The sequence below is a fragment of the Streptomyces sp. NPDC031479 genome (genome assembly GCF_055581065.1).
The window spans coordinates 229,604-249,118 of the sequence record NZ_JBVIKC010000007.1 but is presented as its reverse complement, the minus strand read 5'-3'; the positions used below and the strand labels follow the sequence as shown (position 1 = coordinate 249,118).

At 73.0% G+C, this 19,515-nt stretch carries 15 protein-coding genes and 1 riboswitch; of the genes, 6 read left to right on the top strand and 9 right to left on the bottom strand.

The features are described 5' to 3' along the window. Positions 1-227: 227 nt before the first annotated feature. On the bottom strand, positions 228-881 hold the full coding sequence (locus ACZ5D2_RS11440; RefSeq protein WP_371680353.1) for a deoxynucleoside kinase: 654 nt from the start codon (positions 879-881) through the stop codon (positions 228-230). 296 nt (positions 882-1,177) lie between these two features. Beyond that, positions 1,178-2,185 carry a LacI family DNA-binding transcriptional regulator gene (locus ACZ5D2_RS11435; RefSeq protein WP_468928756.1) on the bottom strand — a complete coding sequence of 336 codons (1,008 nt, stop codon included), beginning with the start codon at positions 2,183-2,185 and terminating at the stop codon, positions 1,178-1,180. Positions 2,186-2,452: 267 nt separating this feature from the next. On the opposite strand from ACZ5D2_RS11435, the gene ACZ5D2_RS11430 reads away from it, so the two are divergent. Next, positions 2,453-3,400, top strand: a complete 948-nt coding sequence (locus ACZ5D2_RS11430) for a nitrilase-related carbon-nitrogen hydrolase (RefSeq protein ID WP_371680355.1) — start codon at positions 2,453-2,455, stop codon at positions 3,398-3,400. Here ACZ5D2_RS11430 and tsaD read toward each other — a convergent pair. Both tsaD and metE read right to left on the bottom strand, forming a co-directional pair. Beyond that, complete coding sequence (gene tsaD / locus ACZ5D2_RS11425; RefSeq protein ID WP_468928767.1) at positions 3,397-4,482, bottom strand: tRNA (adenosine(37)-N6)-threonylcarbamoyltransferase complex transferase subunit TsaD; 1,086 nt, start codon at positions 4,480-4,482, stop codon at positions 3,397-3,399. The genes ACZ5D2_RS11430 and tsaD overlap by 4 nt on opposite strands. Before the next feature lie 175 nt (positions 4,483-4,657). Further along, positions 4,658-6,982, bottom strand: a complete 2,325-nt coding sequence (gene metE, locus ACZ5D2_RS11420) for a 5-methyltetrahydropteroyltriglutamate--homocysteine S-methyltransferase (RefSeq protein WP_468928754.1) — start codon at positions 6,980-6,982, stop codon at positions 4,658-4,660. Positions 6,983-7,158: 176 nt separating this feature from the next. Next, a riboswitch (cobalamin riboswitch) is annotated at positions 7,159-7,359 on the bottom strand. 362 nt (positions 7,360-7,721) lie between these two features. Between metE and ACZ5D2_RS11415 the strand changes: the two genes are divergently transcribed. Both ACZ5D2_RS11415 and ACZ5D2_RS11410 read left to right on the top strand, forming a co-directional pair. Beyond that, positions 7,722-9,053: a PP2C family protein-serine/threonine phosphatase gene (locus tag ACZ5D2_RS11415; protein WP_371680357.1), complete on the top strand. Its 1,332-nt coding sequence runs from the start codon at positions 7,722-7,724 to the stop codon at positions 9,051-9,053. A 107-nt stretch (positions 9,054-9,160) separates the two neighbouring features. After that, positions 9,161-10,174: an MASE1 domain-containing protein gene (locus tag ACZ5D2_RS11410; protein WP_371680358.1), complete on the top strand. Its 1,014-nt coding sequence runs from the start codon at positions 9,161-9,163 to the stop codon at positions 10,172-10,174. A gap of 267 nt (positions 10,175-10,441) precedes the next feature. On the opposite strand, the gene ACZ5D2_RS11405 is transcribed toward ACZ5D2_RS11410, so the two are convergent. The 3 genes from ACZ5D2_RS11405 to ACZ5D2_RS11395 form a co-directional block, all read right to left on the bottom strand. Further along, positions 10,442-11,275 (bottom strand): CbtA family protein, encoded by an 834-nt coding sequence (locus ACZ5D2_RS11405; RefSeq protein ID WP_371680359.1) that lies wholly within the window; start codon positions 11,273-11,275, stop codon positions 10,442-10,444. 14 nt (positions 11,276-11,289) lie between these two features. After that, complete coding sequence (locus ACZ5D2_RS11400) at positions 11,290-11,517, bottom strand: CbtB domain-containing protein (RefSeq protein ID WP_371680360.1); 228 nt, start codon at positions 11,515-11,517, stop codon at positions 11,290-11,292. Positions 11,518-11,973: 456 nt separating this feature from the next. Next, a complete protein-coding gene (locus ACZ5D2_RS11395; RefSeq protein WP_371680362.1) occupies positions 11,974-13,410 on the bottom strand; it encodes a short-chain fatty acyl-CoA regulator family protein in 1,437 nt (478 codons plus the stop codon). A 376-nt stretch (positions 13,411-13,786) separates the two neighbouring features. Between ACZ5D2_RS11395 and aceA the strand changes: the two genes are divergently transcribed. The 3 genes from aceA (at position 13,787) to ACZ5D2_RS11380 (ending at position 17,653) form a co-directional block, all read left to right on the top strand. Then, positions 13,787-15,076, top strand: coding sequence for an isocitrate lyase (gene aceA, locus ACZ5D2_RS11390; protein WP_468928750.1), 1,290 nt, complete (start codon positions 13,787-13,789; stop codon positions 15,074-15,076). A 115-nt stretch (positions 15,077-15,191) separates the two neighbouring features. After that, complete coding sequence (gene aceB / locus ACZ5D2_RS11385; RefSeq protein ID WP_468928748.1) at positions 15,192-16,784, top strand: malate synthase A; 1,593 nt, start codon at positions 15,192-15,194, stop codon at positions 16,782-16,784. After that, positions 16,781-17,653 (top strand): 3-hydroxybutyryl-CoA dehydrogenase, encoded by an 873-nt coding sequence (locus ACZ5D2_RS11380; protein ID WP_371680366.1) that lies wholly within the window; start codon positions 16,781-16,783, stop codon positions 17,651-17,653. The genes aceB and ACZ5D2_RS11380 overlap by 4 nt, the downstream gene beginning before the upstream one ends. Before the next feature lie 125 nt (positions 17,654-17,778). Here the strand turns inward: ACZ5D2_RS11380 and ACZ5D2_RS11375 are convergent, their stop codons facing one another. Next, the gene (locus ACZ5D2_RS11375) at positions 17,779-18,480 is read right to left on the bottom strand and encodes a sigma-70 family RNA polymerase sigma factor (RefSeq protein WP_371680367.1); all 702 of its coding nucleotides are present in this window, start codon (positions 18,478-18,480) and stop codon (positions 17,779-17,781) included. Positions 18,481-18,625: 145 nt separating this feature from the next. Beyond that, positions 18,626-19,408, bottom strand: a complete 783-nt coding sequence (locus ACZ5D2_RS11370; protein ID WP_468928745.1) for a hypothetical protein — start codon at positions 19,406-19,408, stop codon at positions 18,626-18,628. Positions 19,409-19,515 lie beyond the last annotated feature (107 nt).

Genomic DNA, 19,515 nt, shown 5'->3' with positions numbered 1-19,515 from the left:
CCACAAATGTGGCCCACTTATTGATCCGCCATTGCCCGACCACCCCCCCCCCCCGCTCCCTTCCCCCCCCCCCCCCGCTTTCCCAAACACCCCAAGGGACACTTCACACGTACCCATTGGGGGCCCCGCACCGGCCGGGCCCCCGGACCCTCCGGCCCCACGCTTCGGCCCGATGGCGCGGCAAGGCCGGCGTCGGGGTGACGGCGCCGCCCCAGGGGCGGGCGCCCTCAGTCCCGGTGCCCGAGGGCCTCCTTGACCTCCCGCACCACGCGGGCCGCGTCCTCGGGGTTGTGCACCACGTCCGTGTGGTTCATGTCGATGACGAGGACCTCGCTGGCCGAGTAGTGCTTGTGCACCCAGTCGTCGTAGCCCGACCACAGCGTCCGGTAGTAGTCGACGAGGCTCTCGTCCTGTTCGAAATCGCGGCCCCGCAGCCCGATGCGGTGCAGCACCGTCTCGAAGTCGGCCTTGAGGTACACCATGAGATCGGGTGCCTTGCGGTACGGCAGGCCGTCGATCTCGCGCATCATCTCGTTGAGCAGCCCCTCGTACACCCGCATTTCGAGGGAGCTGATCCGGCCCAGGTCGTGGTTGACCTTGGCGAAGTACCAGTCCTCGTAGATGGACCGGTCGAGGACGTTGTCGCCCTGCTTGTACGCCTCCTTGATCGCGGCGAACCGCGTCTGGAGGAAGTAGAGCTGGAGCAGGAAGGGGTACCGGTTCGCCTGGATCTCCTCGGGGCTCGCCGTGTAGAAGAGCGGGAGGATCGGATTGTCTTCGACGCTCTCGTAGAAGACCTCGCTGCCCAGCTCCTTGGCGAGCAGTTCGGCGACACTCGTCTTGCCGATTCCGATCATGCCTCCGACGCAAAGCACCGGCATACCTCACTTCTCCCTGGGGGTCATCTGTCCGTCGGCGGGTGGGCTGGGCGCCGCACGCCGCCGAGACACACTTCGGCGGTCACGCGATGCCCGGGATCTTCGTGATCGGCGTCATGTGGTCCCCGTCCGGACCGGGGCCCTGACGCGGGTGGCTCTCCTCGGCCGGCGGGGTCCGACCGCTCCGCGGCCGCCGCGCGGGGTGACGGGCCACAGCCCTACGGCCGACTTGAATCTTAAATGACGATTCACCGCCGTCGGTCGGGGCGCCGGACGGGCCGCCCCGCGCGGCCCTCGTTTCAGAGGCCGGTGGTCGACGTCCTGGTGACCAGGTCCCATTCATGACGCCGGACGGTGTCGGGGGTGGTGCGTCCGGCGAGGATGTCGCAGAGGAGTTCCGCGCACGCGCGCCCGTACGCGGCCGGGCGGAGGTCCACGGCGGTGAGGGGCGGGTTGACGTTGCGCGGCGCGGGTCCGTCGACGCAGGACGCGACCAGGAGGTCGGCCCCCACACCGCGGCCGAGGGCTGACGCGGCCCGCAGGACTCCGGGGGCCGCGCCGTCGGGGGCGCAGATGACGGCGTCGATCGAGGGGTCGGTGCGGAGGAGGTCGAGGGTGGCCGCCTCGGTGTCGGTGGGGGTGGCGGCGAACGGCACGGTGTGAAGGACGACTTCGGTGCCGTGTGCGGTACCCCACGAGGCGGCGGTCGCCCGTAGCGCTTCGGCCCAGGCGGACGTGCCTCCGGGGGCCAGGAGGGTCGGGCGGCGGGCGCCGCGGTCGCGCACGTGGTCGAGGAGGGCGGTGAGGGAGGCGGCGTTGTCGCAGACGACGGCGCCGGTGGGAGTGGGGGAGGGGCCCAGGTAGCGCTCGCCGGTGACGACGGGGACACCCGCTTCGAGCAGCCCCGGGACGGCGGTGTCGTCGCTCTCGGGGTCGATGACGAGCAGGCCGTCGACGCGCGAGGCCAGGCGGCCGGCGCCGCCGCCGGCCGGGGCCAGCAGGACGGTGTCGAGGCCCTCCTCCTGGGCGCGCTCGACGGCTCCGAAGGCCAGGGTCATGTAGTAGTCGAGCCGGGTCGCGGTCCTGGGCAGGTGGAGGCCGATGGCCCCGGTGCCGGCGCGGCGCAGCCGCTGGGCGGCGCTGTTGGGGCGGTATCCCAGTGCGTCGGCGACCGCGCGGACCCGGTCCCGGGTGGTTTCCGCGACCCGGCCGGAGCCTTGGAGGGCGTCGGAGGCCGTGCTCTTGGAGACGCCCGCGGCGCGGGCGACGTCGAGCAGCGTCACGGTGCGGGGGGTCGGGGTGATCACGTTTCCGCATTCTAGACGTTCGGGTCCGGCCTTGCCGGAACGTTCCGGCAGGGTCTACATTCATGGCACGCCGTATGCCGGAACGTTCCGGTAAGGCATGTCCGGCCCGCCCGCTGTGCCGCGCTGCGGCCCGACCCGATCCGACCTGATCCGACCCGTCGGCGAACCTGTCGCCGAAGCCCCTGACGGGGCTCTTTTTCGCACCAGAGGACTGACTGGAATTTCAGTCAGCAATCCGTTGCCCCTCGATTCGAAAGCAGTCCGCTCGTGAACGCGTTCGCACTCCTGACCTCCTACGGATCCCCGCTCGGTTCCCCCGGCCGCACCCGGCCCGCCGAACGCGAGCGGCTGCGCGTCGGCCTCGTCCAGATGCGCTGGCACGCCGACCCGGCGCGGCACGACGACCACCTGAGGGAGGGCGTACGCCTGGCCGCCGCCCAGGGCGCCTCGGTCGTGTGCCTGCCGGAGCTGACGCGCAGCCCGTACTTCTGCAACACGGACGACCCGATGGCCGACGGCGCCGCCCGCCACCTCGAAGACGTCGAGACCGGCCCCACCACCGGCCTCGCGACCGAACTGGCCACCGGGCTGGGCATCACCGTCCACGCTTCCCTGTACGAGCGCGCCGAGGACGGCGGGCTGGGCTACAACACCGCCGTCTGCGTCGGCCCCGACGGGAAGCTGATCGCGCGGACCCGCAAGAACCACATCCCCGCGTTCCCCGGCTACCGCGAGGACCTCTGCTTCCGCCCCGGTGACGGCGGCTTCCCCGTCATCGAGCACGAGGGGGCCCGCTTCGGGTTCCCGACCTGCTGGGACGAGTGGTTCCCCGAGCTGGCCCGCGCCTACTCCCTGGCCGGCGCCGAGATCCTCGTCCACCCGACCGCGATCGGCTCCGAGGTGGACCTCCCGGACTTCGACACCCGGCCCATGTGGGAGCACGCCATCAGCGCCAACGGCCTCGCCAACGCCCTGTTCATGATCGTGCCCAACCGGATCGGGACCGAGGGCCGGTCGACCTTCTACGGCTCCTCGTTCATCTCCGACCCGTACGGCCGGATCGTGCTGCGCGCCCCGCGGGACCGCGAGGCCGTCCTCGTCGCCGACCTCGACCTGGACCAGCGCCGCGACTGGCTGGAGTTCGGCCTCATGCGCACCCGGCGCCCCGAGCTGTACGGGGCGCTCACGGAACGGCTCGACGCCACGGCCGTCTAGCGCGGTGGGAGAGTGCTCGGCCCGGCCGGCGGGGCGGGCAGCGGCGTCAGGGAGGCGTACTCCAGCGGTGCGGACGGGTCGACGGACACGTTCAGCGGCGCCGGCTCCGCCCCGGAGCGGACCAGGAGATCGCCGACGGCCGCGATCATGGCGCCGTTGTCCGTGCACAGGGTCAGGGGAGGAACGCGCAGTTCGATGCCGGCCGAGGCGCACCGTCGTTCCGCCAGGGCCCTGACCCGCGAGTTCGCGGCGACGCCGCCGACCACGACCAGCGTCTTCACGTCGTACGCGCGGCAGGCCGCGAGGGCCTTGCGGGTCAGCGCGTCCGCGACCGCCTCCTGCAGCGCGGCGGCTCCGTCGGCGACCGGCGGCTCCTCCCCGCGCCGGCGGTGGCTCTCGGCCCAGCGGGCCGCGGCCGTCTTCAGGCCGGAGAAGGAGAACGCGTGCGGGTCGTCCCCGGGCCGGGTCAGCGGGCGCGGGAAGGCCACGGCCCTCGGGTCGCCGTCGCGGGCGGCCCGGTCGATGGCCGGCCCGCCCGGATACGGCAGGCCCAGGATCCGGGCGACCTTGTCGAAGCACTCGCCGGCCGCGTCGTCGAGGGTGTCCCCGAGATGCAGGATCGGCTCGCGTACGAGGTCCCGCACGAGCAGCAGCGAGGTGTGGCCGCCGGAGACGATCAGCACCACGCACGGGTCGGGCATCGGGCCGTGCTCCAGGGTGTCGGCGGCGACGTGTCCCGCCAGGTGATGGACGCCGTACAGCGGCACCCCGGCCGCGTACGCCAGCGCCTTCGCCCCGGCCAGCCCCACCTGCAGCGCGCCCGACAGCCCGGGTCCCGTGGTGACGGCCACCGCGTCGATCTGGCCCATCCGCAGTCCGGCCCGGTCGAGGGCCTGCCGGACGACCGGGCCGAAGGAGTGCAGGTGCGCGCGGGCGGCGATCTCGGGCACGACGCCACCGAAGCGGACGTGCTCGTCCATGCTCGACGCCACCACGTGCGCGAGCAGTTCGCCGTCCCGCACGATCCCCGCGCCCGTCTCGTCACACGACGACTCGATCCCGAGCACCACCGGAGAGCCCACCACAGAACCCCTCTTCTTGCAATTAGTGAGTTATTGCATAGACCTTGCAAGAAGAATAGGGCATGGGCCGCCGGCGGCAGCGGAGACGTTTCCGCTGGTCAAGGCCCGACCCTCCCTGAGCGTGGGGTCGGGCCGGGTCGGACACCCGTCGGGTGTCCGACCCGGCCCTGCCGGATCAGCATTCCTCGGTCGCGAGATCCGCGCGGATCCGGCGCGCGGCCGCGACGAGGTTCTCCAGGGAGGCACGGGTTTCGGGCCAGCCGCGGGTCTTCAGGCCGCAGTCGGGGTTGACCCAGAGCCGTTCGGCCGGGATGGCCGCGAGTCCCTTGCGGAGCAGCGCGGCCGCCTCCTCGGCGCCGGGAACGCGCGGGGAGTGGATGTCCCAGACGCCGGGACCGGCCTCGCGGGGGTAGCCGTGCCCGGCCAGCTCGTCGGCGACCCGCATGTGGGAACGGGCGGCCTCCAGGCTGATGACGTCGGCGTCGAGGTCGTCGATGGCCCGGACGATGTCACCGAACTCCGCGTAGCACATGTGCGTGTGGATCTGGGTGTCCGGCCGGACACCGCTGGTCGTGAGCCGGAAGGACTCGGTGGCCCAGTCGAGGTACTCCGCGTGGTCGGCGGCCCGCAGCGGGAGGGTCTCGCGCAGGGCCGGCTCGTCGACCTGGATGACCGAAGTGCCCGCCGCCTCCAGGTCGCCCACCTCGTCCCGCAGGGCGAGTGCCACCTGGCGGGCGGTGTCCCCGAGGGGCTGGTCGTCGCGTACGAAGGACCAGGCGAGCATGGTGACCGGGCCGGTCAGCATGCCCTTGACCGGCTTGGCCGTCTGCGACTGGGCGTACGAGGTCCAGCGCACGGTCATCGGCTCGGGGCGGGAGACGTCCCCGGCCAGGACCGGCGGGCGGACGTAGCGGGTGCCGTAGGACTGCACCCAGCCGTACCGGGTGGCGACGTAGCCGGTGAGCTGCTCCGCGAAGTACTGGACCATGTCATTGCGTTCGGGTTCGCCGTGCACCAGGACGTCGATCCCGGCCTTCTCCTGGAAGGAGAGGACCTCGCGGATCTCGTCCTTGATCCGTTCCTCGTAGCCGGCCGTGTCGATCCGGCCGGCCCGCAGGTCGGCGCGGGCGAGGCGCAGCTCGTCGGTCTGCGGGAACGAGCCGATGGTGGTCGTCGGCAGGAGCGGCAGGCCCAGGTGGGCGCGCTGGGCGGCGGTGCGCCGCGCGTAGGGCTGCGCCCGGCGCGCGTCGGCTTCGCCGATCGCGGCGGTCCGGGCCCGGACCGCGGGGTCATGGGTGAGGGCGGAGCCCGCGCGGGAAGCCAGGTCGGCCCGGTTCGCGGCGAGTTCGGCGGCGATCGTGCCGGTGCCCTGGGCGAGGCCGCGGGCGAGGGTGGTGATCTCGGTGGTCTTCTGGCGGGCGAAGGCGAGCCAGCGACGGATCTGCGGGTCGATGTCACGCTCGGCCGCGGCGTCCAGCGGGACGTGGAGGAGGGAACAGGAGGCGGCGACGTCGACCCGGTCGGCGAGGCCGAGCAGGGTTCCGAGGGTGGCCAGGGACTTCCGGTAGTCGTTGATCCAGATGTTGCGGCCGTTGACCACGCCCGCGACGAGCCGCTTGCCGGGCAGCCCGCCTACGGCCGCGAGGTCGGCGAGGTTCGCGGCGCCGGCGTCGGTGAAGTCCAGCGCCAGCCCCTCGACGGGGGCGGCGGCGAGCACCCGGAGGGCGCTGCCGAGCCGGCCGAAGTACGAGGCGACCAGCAGCTTCGGACGGTCGGTGGCCGCCCCCAGCTCGCGGTAGGCGCGGGCGGCGGCGTCCAGGTCGGCCGGGGTGCGGTCCTGGACCAGGGCCGGTTCGTCCAGCTGGACCCACTCGGCGCCGGCGGCGCGCAGATCGGCGAGGACCCGGGCGTAGACGGGCAGCAGCCGGTCGAGGAGGGTGATCGGCCGGAAGCCGGCGGCCACGCCCGGGGCGGGCTTGGCCAGCAGGAGGTAGGTGAGGGGTCCGACGAGGACGGGGCGGGCCGTGTGCCCGAGCGCGAGGGCCTCCTTCAGCTCGGCGACCTGCTTCGTGGAGTCGGCGGTGAAGACGGTGTCGGGGCCGAGTTCGGGGACCAGGTAGTGGTAGTTCGTGTCGAACCACTTGGTCATCTCCAGCGGGGCGACGTCCTGGGTGCCGCGGGCCATCGCGAAGTAGCCGTCGAGGGCGTCTTCGGCGACCGCCGCGCGGTGCCGACCGGGGACGGCGCCGACCATGACGCTGGTGTCCAGGACGTGGTCGTAGTACGAGAAGTCGCCGGTCGGCACCTCGGTGATGCCCGCATCGGCCAGCTGCCGCCAGTTGGAGCGGCGGAGGCCGGCGGCTGTCCGCCGGAGGGCTTCGGCGGTGACGCGGCCCTTCCAGTAACCCTCGACGGCCTTCTTCAGTTCGCGGTTCCGACCCTGACGGGGGTAGCCGTACACAGTGGCTCGTGCTGCCGCGGCCGCGGGCTTCGCTGTCACGGAACTCTCCTTCGCGAGATGTGTCCTGGACGTCCCGGTGAGGGGACGCGGACGCGAAGGAACGGCAGAACGCGCGGACCACGGCGCGGGGATGCACCGCGCGTGCCGCTCGTCGTGTACGCCGACCCGCCCACGAGGTCACCGGGATCTCCGCACGGGAATCGTCCGCGTACGGGCAACGGGCAGGTCTTCGGACTCGCGGGCACGCCTGCCGGTCTCCCGGCGGGCCCCTACTGGCCGTCGCTTCCCAGGACCGTTGTCCGGTCCCAGTGCGTATGACGGCGGTCGTTCCCGCTCACCGCTGCGGGGCAGTCCCGGATTCCCACCGGGTTCCCTCTTACGACGCATCCCGCCTGGCGGACGGGGCGAACCAGCTGCACCGGCCACCCTAGGGCGGAAGATCGCCCAGCGGCGAGCCCCGTCCATCATCCGGACGGCGAAACGGGACGGGACGCGGGCCGCAAGCCCTCCGGCTGCATGAGACATGCCGCTTTCGGCGGAATGCCCGGTGACGTGCCGTCGGCGGGCCATCCTGTGGGCTGTTGCACGGTCGTGTCAGGAGTCCGTGGGTGTACCGATCGCTTGAGCGGCTTGATGACCGGATCCGGCGCGAGCGCCGGGCGGGCCCCGGGGGCGCGGGACGGGCACCGGCTCGCAACCATGCCGCCGCGGTGGAGCACGGCGCCCCGTGCGGTGAGCGGGAGCGGACGTCCGCGTCCCGGTCCACCGGGCGATCGTGATGGCGGGCGGCAGGGAGGGGGAGCGGGCGAAGCGGGCGCCCAAACCCGACCCGTTGCTGCGCCTGGAAGCCGAGCTGGGCCGGATCGAAGAGCGGCTGCGGGCCCTGGCCGCGGCCAGGGCCCGGATCGAGGGCCTGCTGGGTGCGGTGGTGGCCATCACCCGGGAGGTGGAACTGCCGGCGGTGCTGAACCGCATCGTGACCACCGCGATGGAGCTGGTCGGCGCCCGCTTCGGGGCACTCGGCGTACTGGACGACTCCGGAGAGCGGCTGGCGCAGTTCATCGCCGTCGGCCTCTCCGAGGAGGAACGCGCGGCCCTGGCCGACGTGGGGTTTCCCGGCGGTCTGGGCGTACTCGGATACCTGATCCGCCACCCCGAACCGCTGCGGGTCGACGACATCTCCGCCCATCCGTCCTCGGTCGGGTTCCCGCCCGGCCACCCACGGATGAGCACCCTCCTCGGCGTCGCCATCAGCGTCCGCGGCGAGACCTACGGAGACCTCTACCTCTCCGAGCGGGGTGACGGGCGCGCCTTCGACGTCCACGACGAGAACATCGTCGTCGCCCTCGCCAGCGCCGCCGGCATCGCGATCGACAACGTCCGCCTCCTCGAACAGGTCCGGGCCTCCTCCGAACAGTTCCAGCGGCTCCTGCTGCCGACGCTGCCCGACCTGGGACCCTTCGCCGCCGCCGCCATCTACCGGCCCGCCGCCGAACCCAACGCCCTCGGCGGGGACTGGTACGACGCCATCCCCCTGCCCGACGGCGCGGTGGCGCTCGTCATCGGCGACGTGGTCGGCCACGATCTGCAGGCGGCCGCTGCCATGGCCGCCATCCGCAACATGCTGCGCTCCCTGCTGTTCGAACTGGGCGGTCCGCCCAGCGCGGTCCTCACCCAGCTCGACCGGACCCTGCAGGCCATCACCGACACCCCGGTCACCACCACCGGGCTGGCGCGCATCGAACCCGCGGGGGGCGGCTGGCGGATGCTCTGGAGCACCGCGGGCCACGTCCCCCCACTGCTGATCACTCCCGGTGGCCCGCCGTACTACCTGTTCGCCGAACCCGGACTCCCACTGAACGTCGACAGCGAGCAGCACCGCCCGGACCGCACCCACCCGCTGCCCCCCGGCACCACGGTGGTCCTGTTCACCGACGGCCTCGTCGAACACCCCGACCACCCCATCGACGAGAGCCTGGACGCACTGGCCGAGCTGGCCGCCGTGCACGCCTCCCTGCCCCTGGAGGCCTTCGTGCGGGCCCTGGCGGAGGGGCATCCGAGTGACGGGCACGACGACATGGCCGTACTCGCCCTGCGCATCCCGGGCTGAAGCCGCCGGCAGGCATCGGGGACACGTGTGAGCGGCGGCGTGGCGGAGCCCGCAGGGGTGCAAGATGGACAGACCAGCGAGGGACGAGAGCAGGGACAGATCTCCCGATGACCGACGCGTGGCGGCACAGGCTCAGGAGCGCCGGCGCGACGGCCCTGAAGAGCGGTGCCGTCGCCGCGCTGTACTACGCCGGGGGTGAGCTCGGGCTGCTCCAGCAGCTCGTACGCGGTCAGGTGTCACCGCTGTGGCCCCCGACCGGCATCGCCCTGGCCGGGCTGCTCCTGTTCGGCCCCCGGATCTGGCCGGGCATCGCGCTCGGAGCGTTCCTGGTCAACATCTCGCCCGGGCCGTCGCTCGCCGTCGTCCTCGCCATCACGGCGGGTAACACCCTCGGCTCCCTGTCCTCCTACGCGCTCCTTCGCCTCGTCGGCTTCCGCACCCGGATGAACCGGTTGCGGGACGCGCTCGCACTGGTCTTCCTCGGCGCGTTCGCCGGCATGCTCGTCAGCGCGACCGTGGGCATCGGTACCCTGCACCTGGCCGGCGCTCTGCCCGTCGGCGGGTTCTGGCCCTCGTGGTGGGTCTGGTGGACCGGCGACGCGATGGGCGTCCTGCTGGTCACACCGGTCCTGCTCGTCCTCAGCTCCGCGCGCCGGCCGAGGGGCGTGCCGGCACCGCGGTGGGCGGAGGCATCGCTGCTCGTGGCCGCCACGATCGCCGTCGGCCTCCTCGAAGCCTCCCCCACACCTCTGATCTTCCTCGCCTTCCCCCTGCTGACCTGGGCGGCCTTCCGCTTCCAGCTCGCCGGAGCCGCACCCTGTGCGCTGGCCGCATCCGTCTTCGCGATCTACGCCGCCACGCATGGGACGGGCCCCTTCGCGGGCCAGACCCTGCTCACCGCCATGGTCTCGCTGCAGGCGTTCAACGGTGCCGCCGCGCTGACCGCGCTGCTGCTCTCGGCGGCCGTCACCGAGCGGAACCAGACCCTGGAAAGGGTCGAACGGGCTTGCGGGCGACTGGCCGAGATGGTCGCGAGGACCGCGCCGGACACCGACAGCCTGCCCACGGTCGCCCGCGAGCGCGCCCGCGAGCGCGAGGAGGAGGGGGACGGCGGACGGTGACGCCTGCCGCACGCACCGCTCGACGCCGCGGCGCCGGAAGACCCAGAGCCCTGGGGGGGGGGGGGGGGGGGGAGGGGGGGGGGGGGGGGGGGGGGGTGGGGGGGGGGGGGGAGCGCCGGCGGGGTCGGGGGGGGGGAGAGGGCTCGGCTGTGCGGCATCCCCCCCCCCCCCCCCCCCCCCCCCCTACCCCCCCACCCCCCCCCCCCCCCCCCCCCCCCCCCCCCCTTCCCCCCCAGGGCTCTGGGGTGGGTGCGTACGGTACGTCGATCAGCCGAGGGCCGACGCCGGCTGCGGCGCCGTGGTCCCGGCACCGGCGGGATCGGTGCGGTGGGACAGGAGCCTCTGGGCGAGGACGCCGAAGACGATCCCGAACACGAGCCACATCACGACCTGGACGGTCACCGACGCGACCCGGAACTCCCACAGCAGGGCCGCGGGGAACTCGGGCTTCACGGCGTCGGTGTTGTCCGGGAGCACCAGGAAGGCCAGCGCCGTGGCGACGACGAAGCCGCCGCCCGCCGCCAGCGTCGCGTTCCAGTTGCCCAGGCGCGGTGCCAGCCGCCGCCCCAGGATGATCGCGCCCACGCCGAGCAGGACGCTGAGCAGGATCATCAGGAAGAACAGCGTGGTGCGCTGCCCGATGGTGTCCGGGTTGCCGACGGCCGGAGGGCTGGCCGGGTACTTCAGGAACGGCACGAGGTAGACCAGTGTGAAGGCGCCCGCGGCAGTGAGCGCGGCCGTTGCCCGGGGGCTGAAGCGCCCGACGCGGTTGAGGGCGAAGGAGAAGGCGAGGGAGGCGATGCCGCCGAGCGCGACCCCGTAGACCAGCACACCGGTGGCGAGACCGACGGTGGACTGCACGGGCCGGCTGACGAGTTCTTCCTCTTCCCCGGCAGCGGCCGGGGCATCGTCGCCGCCGCCGTGACCGGCGTGACCGGCCGCGGGGGCGGCTTCCTTGGCGGCCGTGGCCTCTTCGACGGCGATGGAGCCGCGGACCGGGGGCTCACCGACCACGTAGGCGACGGCGAAGGCGAACAGCCCGGCGATCAGGCCCGCGAGCATGCCGCGGACCAGCAGACCTCTGACAGTGGAGGCGTACATGGTGCGAATGCCTCTCAGTGGCAGGGGAAGCCGAGCAGGTGGCGGCCGTCGTGCACCCACTCGTGCACGCCCTCGCCGGAGAACACGGCGGTGGCACCCTGCTCCGCGCCGACGAAGTACAGGGCCACGAGCATCAGGAGACCGACGAACAGCGCCCAGGGCAGCACGGCCTTGACGGGCAGCGGAGCCGACGGGGAGAGGGCGGGGGCGGGTATGGCAGCGGAAGCGACGGCCTCGGCCATGGTGGAACCTCCTCGGGGAACAACGCGTCCCATGTGGTGGTGCGGAACGACGGTCCGAGGGTCTGACTCGCCGCGGCCGGCACCCCCCGGGGGGAGTGCGGACGCAGCACACAGTGGCGCGACCATGCCGGATTCACACCGGACTTCCGTCTCGCCGTCGTCGCTATGTGCAGATGTCGGCGTGACGCTACCGCCTGCGGCCGGTCCGGCCAAGGGGATGAGTTCCTGATCACAGGGATGACCGGCGCGAGCGACGGCGCGGCGCCCCACCCGGCGTCCGGGCGAGGTCAGGGCGTCGACGGCCCGGCCCAGGTCCGCGCAGGGCATCACGATCATGTGGTTCTCGGCCCCGCCGGAGCACTGGGCGCGCTTGCCGTGCACGGCGGGCAACAGCCGGGCCGGGCCGTCCCGTTCGCCCTCGACCAGTTGGAGGAAGCGCAGCAGCACGCCCTGGAGTCACTCCCGGTCGCGGGCCACGGGGTAGGGGATGAAGGTGCTGCTGTTCTCGTCGACCGCGAGCGTGCGGCCCAGGGGCGGGACGGCGCGCTGCGGGCAGTCGAGTCGTTCGCACAGCCGGCAGCCCATGCCGATGGGAGTGGCGGCCGAGGCATTGTCCAGGTCGAGGCCGTCGGAGTAGACGAGCCGTGACGCGTGGCGGATCTCGCAGCCGAGGCCGATGGCGAAGGTCTTGCCGGGCTCGCCCCAGCCGCCGCGGTGGCGGGTGACGGTGCGTGCGGTCCACAGGTGGCGCTGTCCGTCGGGCATGGCGGCGATCTGTACGTGGACGCGGCCGGGGACGGCGAACGCCTCGTAGACGTTCCACAGCGGGCAGGTGCCGCCGGCCCGGGAGAAGTGGAACCCTGTGGCGGACTGCCGCTTGGACATGTTCCCGGCCCGGTCCACGCGGACGAAGGAGAACGGCACCCCGCGCAGCCTGGCGCGCTGTAGGGTGCTCAGGCGGTGGCAGACGGTCTCGTAGCCGATGCCGAAGTGGTCGGTGAGGCGTTCGATGTCGTAGCGGAATTCCTCGGCGGCGGCGTGGAAGGCGCGGTACGGCAGGACCAGGGCGGCGGCGAAGTAGTTGGCGATGCCGATCCGGGCCAGGGCGTGGGCGGGGGAGCCGGGCTCGAAGTCCTCGGTGGCCAGCCGGTCCAGCTCGCCGCCGTACTCCAGCAGGGCGAGCTGCGTGGCCATCCGGAACGCCTGCTGGCCGGGCCGGAGCCGGCCGGACAGGTGCAGGACGCGCGTGCGGGCGTCGAAGCGGTGGAGGTGGTCGGCGTCGGAGGCGGGGCGGGCCCCGGGGCGGTCGGCGTCGGACGCGAAGCGGATCCCGTGACGGTCGCCGAGGCGGCTCGAAAGCGCCCTGACGACCTCACCGGTGCGGATGCCGACCTCCTGGGCGAGGTCCTCGGCGGCGAGGTCGGTGTCGTGCAGGTAGTTCCGGCGGCGGTAGAAGAACTCGCGGATCTCCTCGTGTGGTGAGCGCGGCGTGGCCGGGCCGCCGCCGCGTCCGTCCGCGGTGTCCGCGAGCCGCTCGGTCAGGAGCTGGGCGCGTCGGCCGAGGTCCAGCAGGACGGAGGCGACGGCGGGCATCCGGGTGGCGAGTTCGGCCAGGTCGGAGGGGGAGACGCGGGCCTCGGCGACCTCGTTGGCCAGGGCCTCTCGCAGATCGGCGACGAGGCGGCCGGTGTCGCGCTCCGAGAAGAAACCCGGGTCCACGCCGAAGGCCTCGGTGAGCCGCAGCAGGACGGGCACGGTGAGGGGCCGGGAGTCGTGCTCCATCTGGTTCAGGTAGCTCGGCGAGATGGCCAGTACGCGTGCCAGGTCCGCCTGGCTCATCCGGCGTTCCTCGCGCAGCCGCCGCAGCCGCGCTCCCGCGTACGTCTTGCCCACCCCGACCCCCTCGGCCTCGCCCCGGGTTCAGAGTACGCACGCTTCTGCCGTTGCCGACCCTTCGCAACCTTGGCAAAACCGCCGCGGAAGATTCGCAGAAATTGGCAGCCGTCCCTGATTGATGGCACTGCGTGCCGCTGCCAGAGTCTGTCCTGCGGCCGCCGGACCCCGGCAGCCGAGGCGGACACTCCGGGTGCGACCCGTGCCCCGACGTCGGAGATCCCGGCAGTTCGGCCTCGGCTGACCTGCGGCATTGCTCAGTTCCGCCCTCGGGCTCGGCGGCCGCGACCCCAGACAACGGCACAGAGTGCCATCGACTCGCCGTGAGGGGCGGGTGCGTTGGCAGGCGAAGCGATTCAGGGAGACGGTGACGGTCATGGCAGACACGAACACGACGGCGGCGGCGGCCGAGCGGCTGGAGCAGCGGTGGGCCACGGACCCGAGGTGGGCGGGCGTCCAGCGCACGTACTCGGCGCGGGACGTGATCCGGTTGTCCGGGAGCGTCCGCGAGGAGCACACCCTGGCACGACGCGGCGCCGAACGGCTGTGGCGCCGGCTGCACGATCTCGACTACGTCCACGCGCTCGGCGCCCTGACCGGTGGTCAGGCCGTCCAGCAGGTGCGTGCCGGCCTGCAGGCCATCTACCTGTCCGGATGGCAGGTGGCGGCCGATGCCAACCAGGCCGGGCACACCTACCCCGACCAGTCCCTGTACCCGGTCAACTCCGTTCCCCAGGTGGTGCGCCGGATCAACAACGCGCTGCTGCGCGCCGACCAGATCGCCACGGCCGAGGAGGCCGGCGACACCACCGACTGGCTGGCCCCGGTCGTCGCCGACGCCGAGGCCGGCTTCGGCGGCCCGCTCAACGCCTTCGAGCTGACCAAGGCGATGATCGCGGCGGGCGCGGCGGGCATCCACTACGAGGACCAGCTGGCCTCGGAGAAGAAGTGCGGCCACCTCGGCGGCAAGGTCCTGGTCCCGACCTCCCAGCACATCCGCACCCTCAACGCCGCCCGCCTCGCCGCCGACATCGCCGACACGCCGACGCTGATCATCGCCCGTACGGATGCGCTCGCGGCCAACTTGCTGACCAGCGACGTCGACGAGCGCGACGCGCGGTTCGCCACCGGTGAGCGCACCGCCGAGGGCTTCTACCGGGTGCGGAACGGGATGGCCCCCGTCATCGCCCGCGGCCTGGCCTACGCCCCGTACGCCGACCTCATCTGGGTCGAGACCGGCACCCCCGACCTCGCGCAGGCCCGCGAGTTCGCCGAGGCGATCCACGCGCAGTACCCGGACCGGATGCTGGCGTACAACTGCTCACCGTCCTTCAACTGGAAGGCGGCGCTGGACGATGACCAGATCGCCAAGTTCCAGCGGGAACTGGGCGCCATGGGCTACAAGTTCCAGTTCATCACGCTCGCGGGCTTCCACTCCCTCAACCACGGCATGTTCGACCTCGCCCGCGGCTACGCCGAGCACGGCATGACTGCCTACGTCGACCTCCAGGAGCGCGAGTTCGCCGCCCAGGAGCAGGGCTTCACCGCCGTCAGGCACCAGCGCGAGGTCGGCACCGGCTACTTCGACCTGGTCTCCACCGCGGTCAACCCCGCCTCCTCCACCACCGCGCTCACCGGCTCCACCGAGGAGGAGCAGTTCCACTGAGCCGGTCGGGCCCGGCCCCGTGCGCGCCCCGGCCCCCGTACGCGTTCCGGCCGCGCGGGGGCCGGGCGGTTCCTCCCCGCCCCCGTCTCCTCTCACAGCCCAGGAGTACCCCCCGATGACCACCAGTGCCCCTGCCCGCGCCGTGCGCGTCCTCGCGGCCCCGGGCGACCGCCACGACGAGATGCTCACCCCCACGGCCCTGGACTTCCTCTCCGCACTCGCCGAGGCCTTCGGCGACCGCCGGCAGGAGCTGCTCAAGGAGCGCCGCCGGCAGGCCGTCCGCCTGGCCTCCGGATCCCCGCTCGGCTTTCCCGTGGCCACCGCTGCCGTCCGCGGCGACCTGACCTGGCGGGTCGCCCCGCCGGCCCCCGGCCTTGAGGACCGCCGGGTGGAGATCACCGGACCGCCCGAGCGGCGCATGACCGTCAGCGCCCTCAACTCCGGTGCGCAGGTGTGGATGGCGGACTTCGAGGACGCCACCGCGCCCACCTGGGACAACATCATCGGCGGCCAGCTGAACCTCCTCGACGCCTGCCGGGGCCGGATCGACTTCACCACCTCCGAGGGCAGGCGGTACCGCCTCGGCGAGAACCTGCCCGCCATCGTGGTGCGGCCCCGAGGCTGGCACCTGACGGAAGAGCACCTGGATTTCGACGGCCGGCCCGTGCCCGCCCCACTGGTCGACTTCGGCCTGTACTTCTTCCACTGCGCGCAGCGTCGGATCGACGCCGGACACGGCCCGTACTTCTACCTCCCCAAGCTGGAGAACCGCTACGAGGCGCGGCTCTGGAACGACATCTTCGTCTTCGCCCAGGACCTGCTCGGCATTCCCCACGGCACGGTCCGGGCCACCGTCCTCATCGAGACGGTCACGGCCGCCTTCGAGATGGAGGAGATCCTCTACGAGCTCCGCGACCACTGCGCCGGTCTGAACGCGGGCCGCCGGGACTACCTGTTCAGCCTGATCAAGACCTTCGGGCACCGCACCGACTTCCAACTCCCGGACCGGGCCCGGGTCACCATGACCGCACCGTTCATGCGGGCCTTCACCGAGCTGCTCGTCCGCACCTGCCACAAGCGCGGCGCCCACGCCATCGGCGGAATGTCCGCCCACGTCCCCGGCAAGGACCCGGAGGCGAACCGTGCGGCCCTCGCCGAGGTGCGCCTCGACAAGGAGCGCGAGGCACTGGACGGCTTCGACGGCTCCCGGGTCGCGCACCCCGCCCTGGTGCCCGTCTGCCGCGAGGTCTTCGACGGGGTCCTGGGCGGGCGCCCGCACCAGCTCGACCGCACCCGCGAGGACGTACGGGTGGAGGCCGCGGACCTGCTCTCCGTACGGCGGATCAGCGGCCCGCCCACCGAACACGGCGTACGCACCGACATCGCCGTCGCGCTGCGGTACTTCGAGGCCTGGCTGCGCGGCCGGGGCGCCGTGGCCCTCGACGGGCTGATGGAGGACGCCGCCACCGCCGAGATCGCCCGGGTCCAGATCTGGCAGTGGCTGCGCCACGGGGTACTGGACCGCGACACGGTGCAACGGGTGCTCGACGAGGAGCTCGCCGACCTCGGCGCCACACACCCCTGGGCCGCCCTCGACGAGGTACGGGGGCTGTTCGAGCGCACCGCGCTCGCCACCGGACTCCCGCTCTTCTTCACCCCCGACGCCTACACCCGTCACCTCGTGCGCATCCCGGAGGTACGGTCGTGAGCGCCGCCCTCCGCAGGGTCGGGATCGTCGGCGGCGGCCGGATGGGTGCCGGGATCGCCGAGGTCTGCGCCCGCGCCGGTCTGGACACGGTCGTCCGCGAAGCCGACGCCACCGCCGCCCGGGCGGCCCGTGAACGGGTCGCCGTCTCGCTCGAACGCGCCGTCCAGCGGGGCAAGCTCGACCGGATCTCCGCCGAGGACGCCCTCACCCGGCTCGTCTTCACCGGCGAACTCGACGACCTCGCCGACCGGCAGCTGGTCATCGAGGCCGTCCCCGAGAACGCCGACGTCAAGACCGAGACCTTCGCGGCCCTCGACAAGATCCTCGCCGATCCCGGGGCGATCCTCGCCACCAACACCTCCTCCCTGCCCGTCATGCGCCTGGGGATGGCCACAGGACGCGCCGACCGCATGGTGGGACTGCACTTCTTCAACCCGGTGCCCGTCCTGCCCCTGGTGGAGGTCGTCCCCTCGCTGCACACCTCCCGGGAGACGGTGGAAACGGTGGAGAGGTTCGCCCGCGAGGTCCTGGGCAAGACGGTGATCCGCTCGCAGGACCGGGCCGGCTTCGTCGTCAACGCCCTCCTCGTCCCGTACCTGCTCTCCGCCGTCCGGATGGCCGAGTCGGGTTTCGCCACCGCCGCCGACATCGACGCCGGCATGGAGCTGGGCTGCGCCCACCCCATGGGCCCGTTGAGGCTGGCCGACCTCATCGGCCTCGACACGGTCGCCGCCATCGCCGAGTCGCTCTACGACGAGTTCAAGGAACCCCTCTACGCCCCGCCGCCGCTGCTGATGCGGATGGTGCAGGCAGGGCTGCTGGGCCGGAAGACGGGCCGGGGGTTCCACGCGTACGACCGGGACCGCTGAGGGACCCGGTGCTGCCGCCGGGCTGAGGGGCCCGGCAGCGGGTGGTGGAAGGGGGGTGCGGCGGAGTGGTGTCCGCCGCACCCCCCTTTCGCGTCGCCCGCGCTCCCGCGCGGACGTCCCGGCGATCAGACCAGCGATGCCAGGGCCACGGACGAGGCGGACGCTCCGGAGCCCCGGTCGTCGTACGAAGGGAGGCGGGCCGGGGTGGCCGCGGGCGGTTCGGCGTCGGTCAGCAGAGCGATGAGCATGGTGCGCGCGCGGGCCACGCGGGAGCGGACCGTACCGATGGGGCACCCGACGGCGAGCGCGGCCTCGGCGTAGGGCAGGCCGAGCAGCTGGGTGAGGACGAAGGCCTCGCGGCGCTCGGCGGGGATCGCGGCCAGGAGCTCCGCGAGGGCGACGCCGACCTCGAAACCGGGAAGGCCGTGGGGCTGGCTCTGTTCGGCGGCGCTCTGCCAGTCGTCGCGGTCCGACAGCCGGGGGCGGGCGGCGGCATGGCGCACGCTGTCGACGACGGTGCGCCGGGCGATGGACAGGAGCCAGGTGCGGGCGGAGGAGCGGCCCTCGAACCGGGGCAGCGCGGCGAGTGCCCGCAGGAACACGTCCTGGGTGAGGTCTTCGGCCGCCTGGGGATCCGAGCTGAGGTACGCCACGTACCGCCATACATCGCGGTGCAGGGCCCGGACGAACCGGTCGGCCTTCGCGGGGTCGCCGTCGCGCGCGGCGAGGGCGAGTCGGGTCACCGCCGCATCGGAGTCCGGCGTGTGCCGGGCCGCCCTTTCGCGGACGGGACGGGGCCGGGTGGGCAGGGGCAGGGCAGGAGTCATCGCCACAGGTCCTTAGGGGCAAGGTGTCCGGCACCGCGCGCGGCGGGGCCGGTGAAGGGAGTACGGCCGGCCGGAGGGCATGGCCGATGCCCGAGGGGCGACGGACAGGAGAAGAACCGTCAGCGCACGCTCGGGGAACCGGCTGTCACAGGACAGCGGTTCCCGCCGGCGGACCCCGTGAGGTGATGGCGTGGACGAGGAACAACTGCGGGAGCGCGCGTGCGCGCCGTACCCGGCGTACGCGCACGCGCGGCGGGACCGCGGCCGGGGCGACGCCGATGAGCAGGCGCAGCGGCGTCCGGAGCCGGCCTGCGACGGCGCGCAGGACGCGGAAGGCGCCCTTCTCCCCGTGGGCCAGCCACAGGCCGCAGAGCAGCGCGGCCAGCAGGTGGGCGGCGAGCATTCCGGCCGGTGACATGCCGGCCATGGCGTGACCACCCATGAGGGCGCCGGTGGCCGCGGACGCGGCGCCGGCCATGCCCGGCATGTCATGCATCCCGTGCATCCCGAGCATGTCGTGCATGCCGTGGGCGGCGGCCCCCTGGAGGGCGGCGCCCGGCGGAGGTTGGGACACGAGACCGCCGAGCCCCGCATCGCTCACGACCTTCAGGGCGTCCCGGGCGGACGGGGCCGACGCCGTGCCTTCCCCGCACATCAGGTAGGCGGCCCATTGGCGGGCGAACGAGGTGCCGGACGGCAGGGAAGGGTGCAGGACCGACTGGGCCAGGGAGAAGCCCGAGTGGAGCGCGGCCTGGACGGCCACGGTCGCCGCGATGACGGCGAGCGGCCCCCGTTCACGGCCCGCGAGGGACCAGGCCGCGGCCGCCGTGCCCACGAACGCGGCGGACATCGCCCACCAGGGCACGGCCGTACCGGACATGAGCACGTGGCCGACGGTCGAGAGCAGCACGCAGACGGCTGCGAACATCGCAGCCCGTCCCGCTCGTAAACAGTGACCTGGCGTCATGGCGGGTTCATCCTCGCACCGGCCTTCCGGGCTCCGCAGGGGGGTGCGCACTTCCTGACAAGTTCCCG

What these genes read in the sequence shown, in the direction of transcription:
- aceB (WP_468928748.1), top strand. Translation starts at nt 15,192, where the DNA reads ATGACCACCAGTGCCCCTGCCCGCGCCGTGCGCGTCCTCGCGGCCCCG.
- ACZ5D2_RS11440 (WP_371680353.1), bottom strand. Translation starts at nt 881, where the DNA reads ATGCCGGTGCTTTGCGTCGGAGGCATGATCGGAATCGGCAAGACGAGT.
- aceA (WP_468928750.1), top strand. Translation starts at nt 13,787, where the DNA reads ATGGCAGACACGAACACGACGGCGGCGGCGGCCGAGCGGCTGGAGCAG.
- ACZ5D2_RS11370 (WP_468928745.1), bottom strand. Translation starts at nt 19,408, where the DNA reads ATGTTCGCAGCCGTCTGCGTGCTGCTCTCGACCGTCGGCCACGTGCTC.
- ACZ5D2_RS11375 (WP_371680367.1), bottom strand. Translation starts at nt 18,480, where the DNA reads ATGACTCCTGCCCTGCCCCTGCCCACCCGGCCCCGTCCCGTCCGCGAA.
- ACZ5D2_RS11410 (WP_371680358.1), top strand. Translation starts at nt 9,161, where the DNA reads ATGACCGACGCGTGGCGGCACAGGCTCAGGAGCGCCGGCGCGACGGCC.
- ACZ5D2_RS11400 (WP_371680360.1), bottom strand. Translation starts at nt 11,517, where the DNA reads ATGGCCGAGGCCGTCGCTTCCGCTGCCATACCCGCCCCCGCCCTCTCC.
- ACZ5D2_RS11415 (WP_371680357.1), top strand. Translation starts at nt 7,722, where the DNA reads ATGGCGGGCGGCAGGGAGGGGGAGCGGGCGAAGCGGGCGCCCAAACCC.
- ACZ5D2_RS11405 (WP_371680359.1), bottom strand. Translation starts at nt 11,275, where the DNA reads ATGTACGCCTCCACTGTCAGAGGTCTGCTGGTCCGCGGCATGCTCGCG.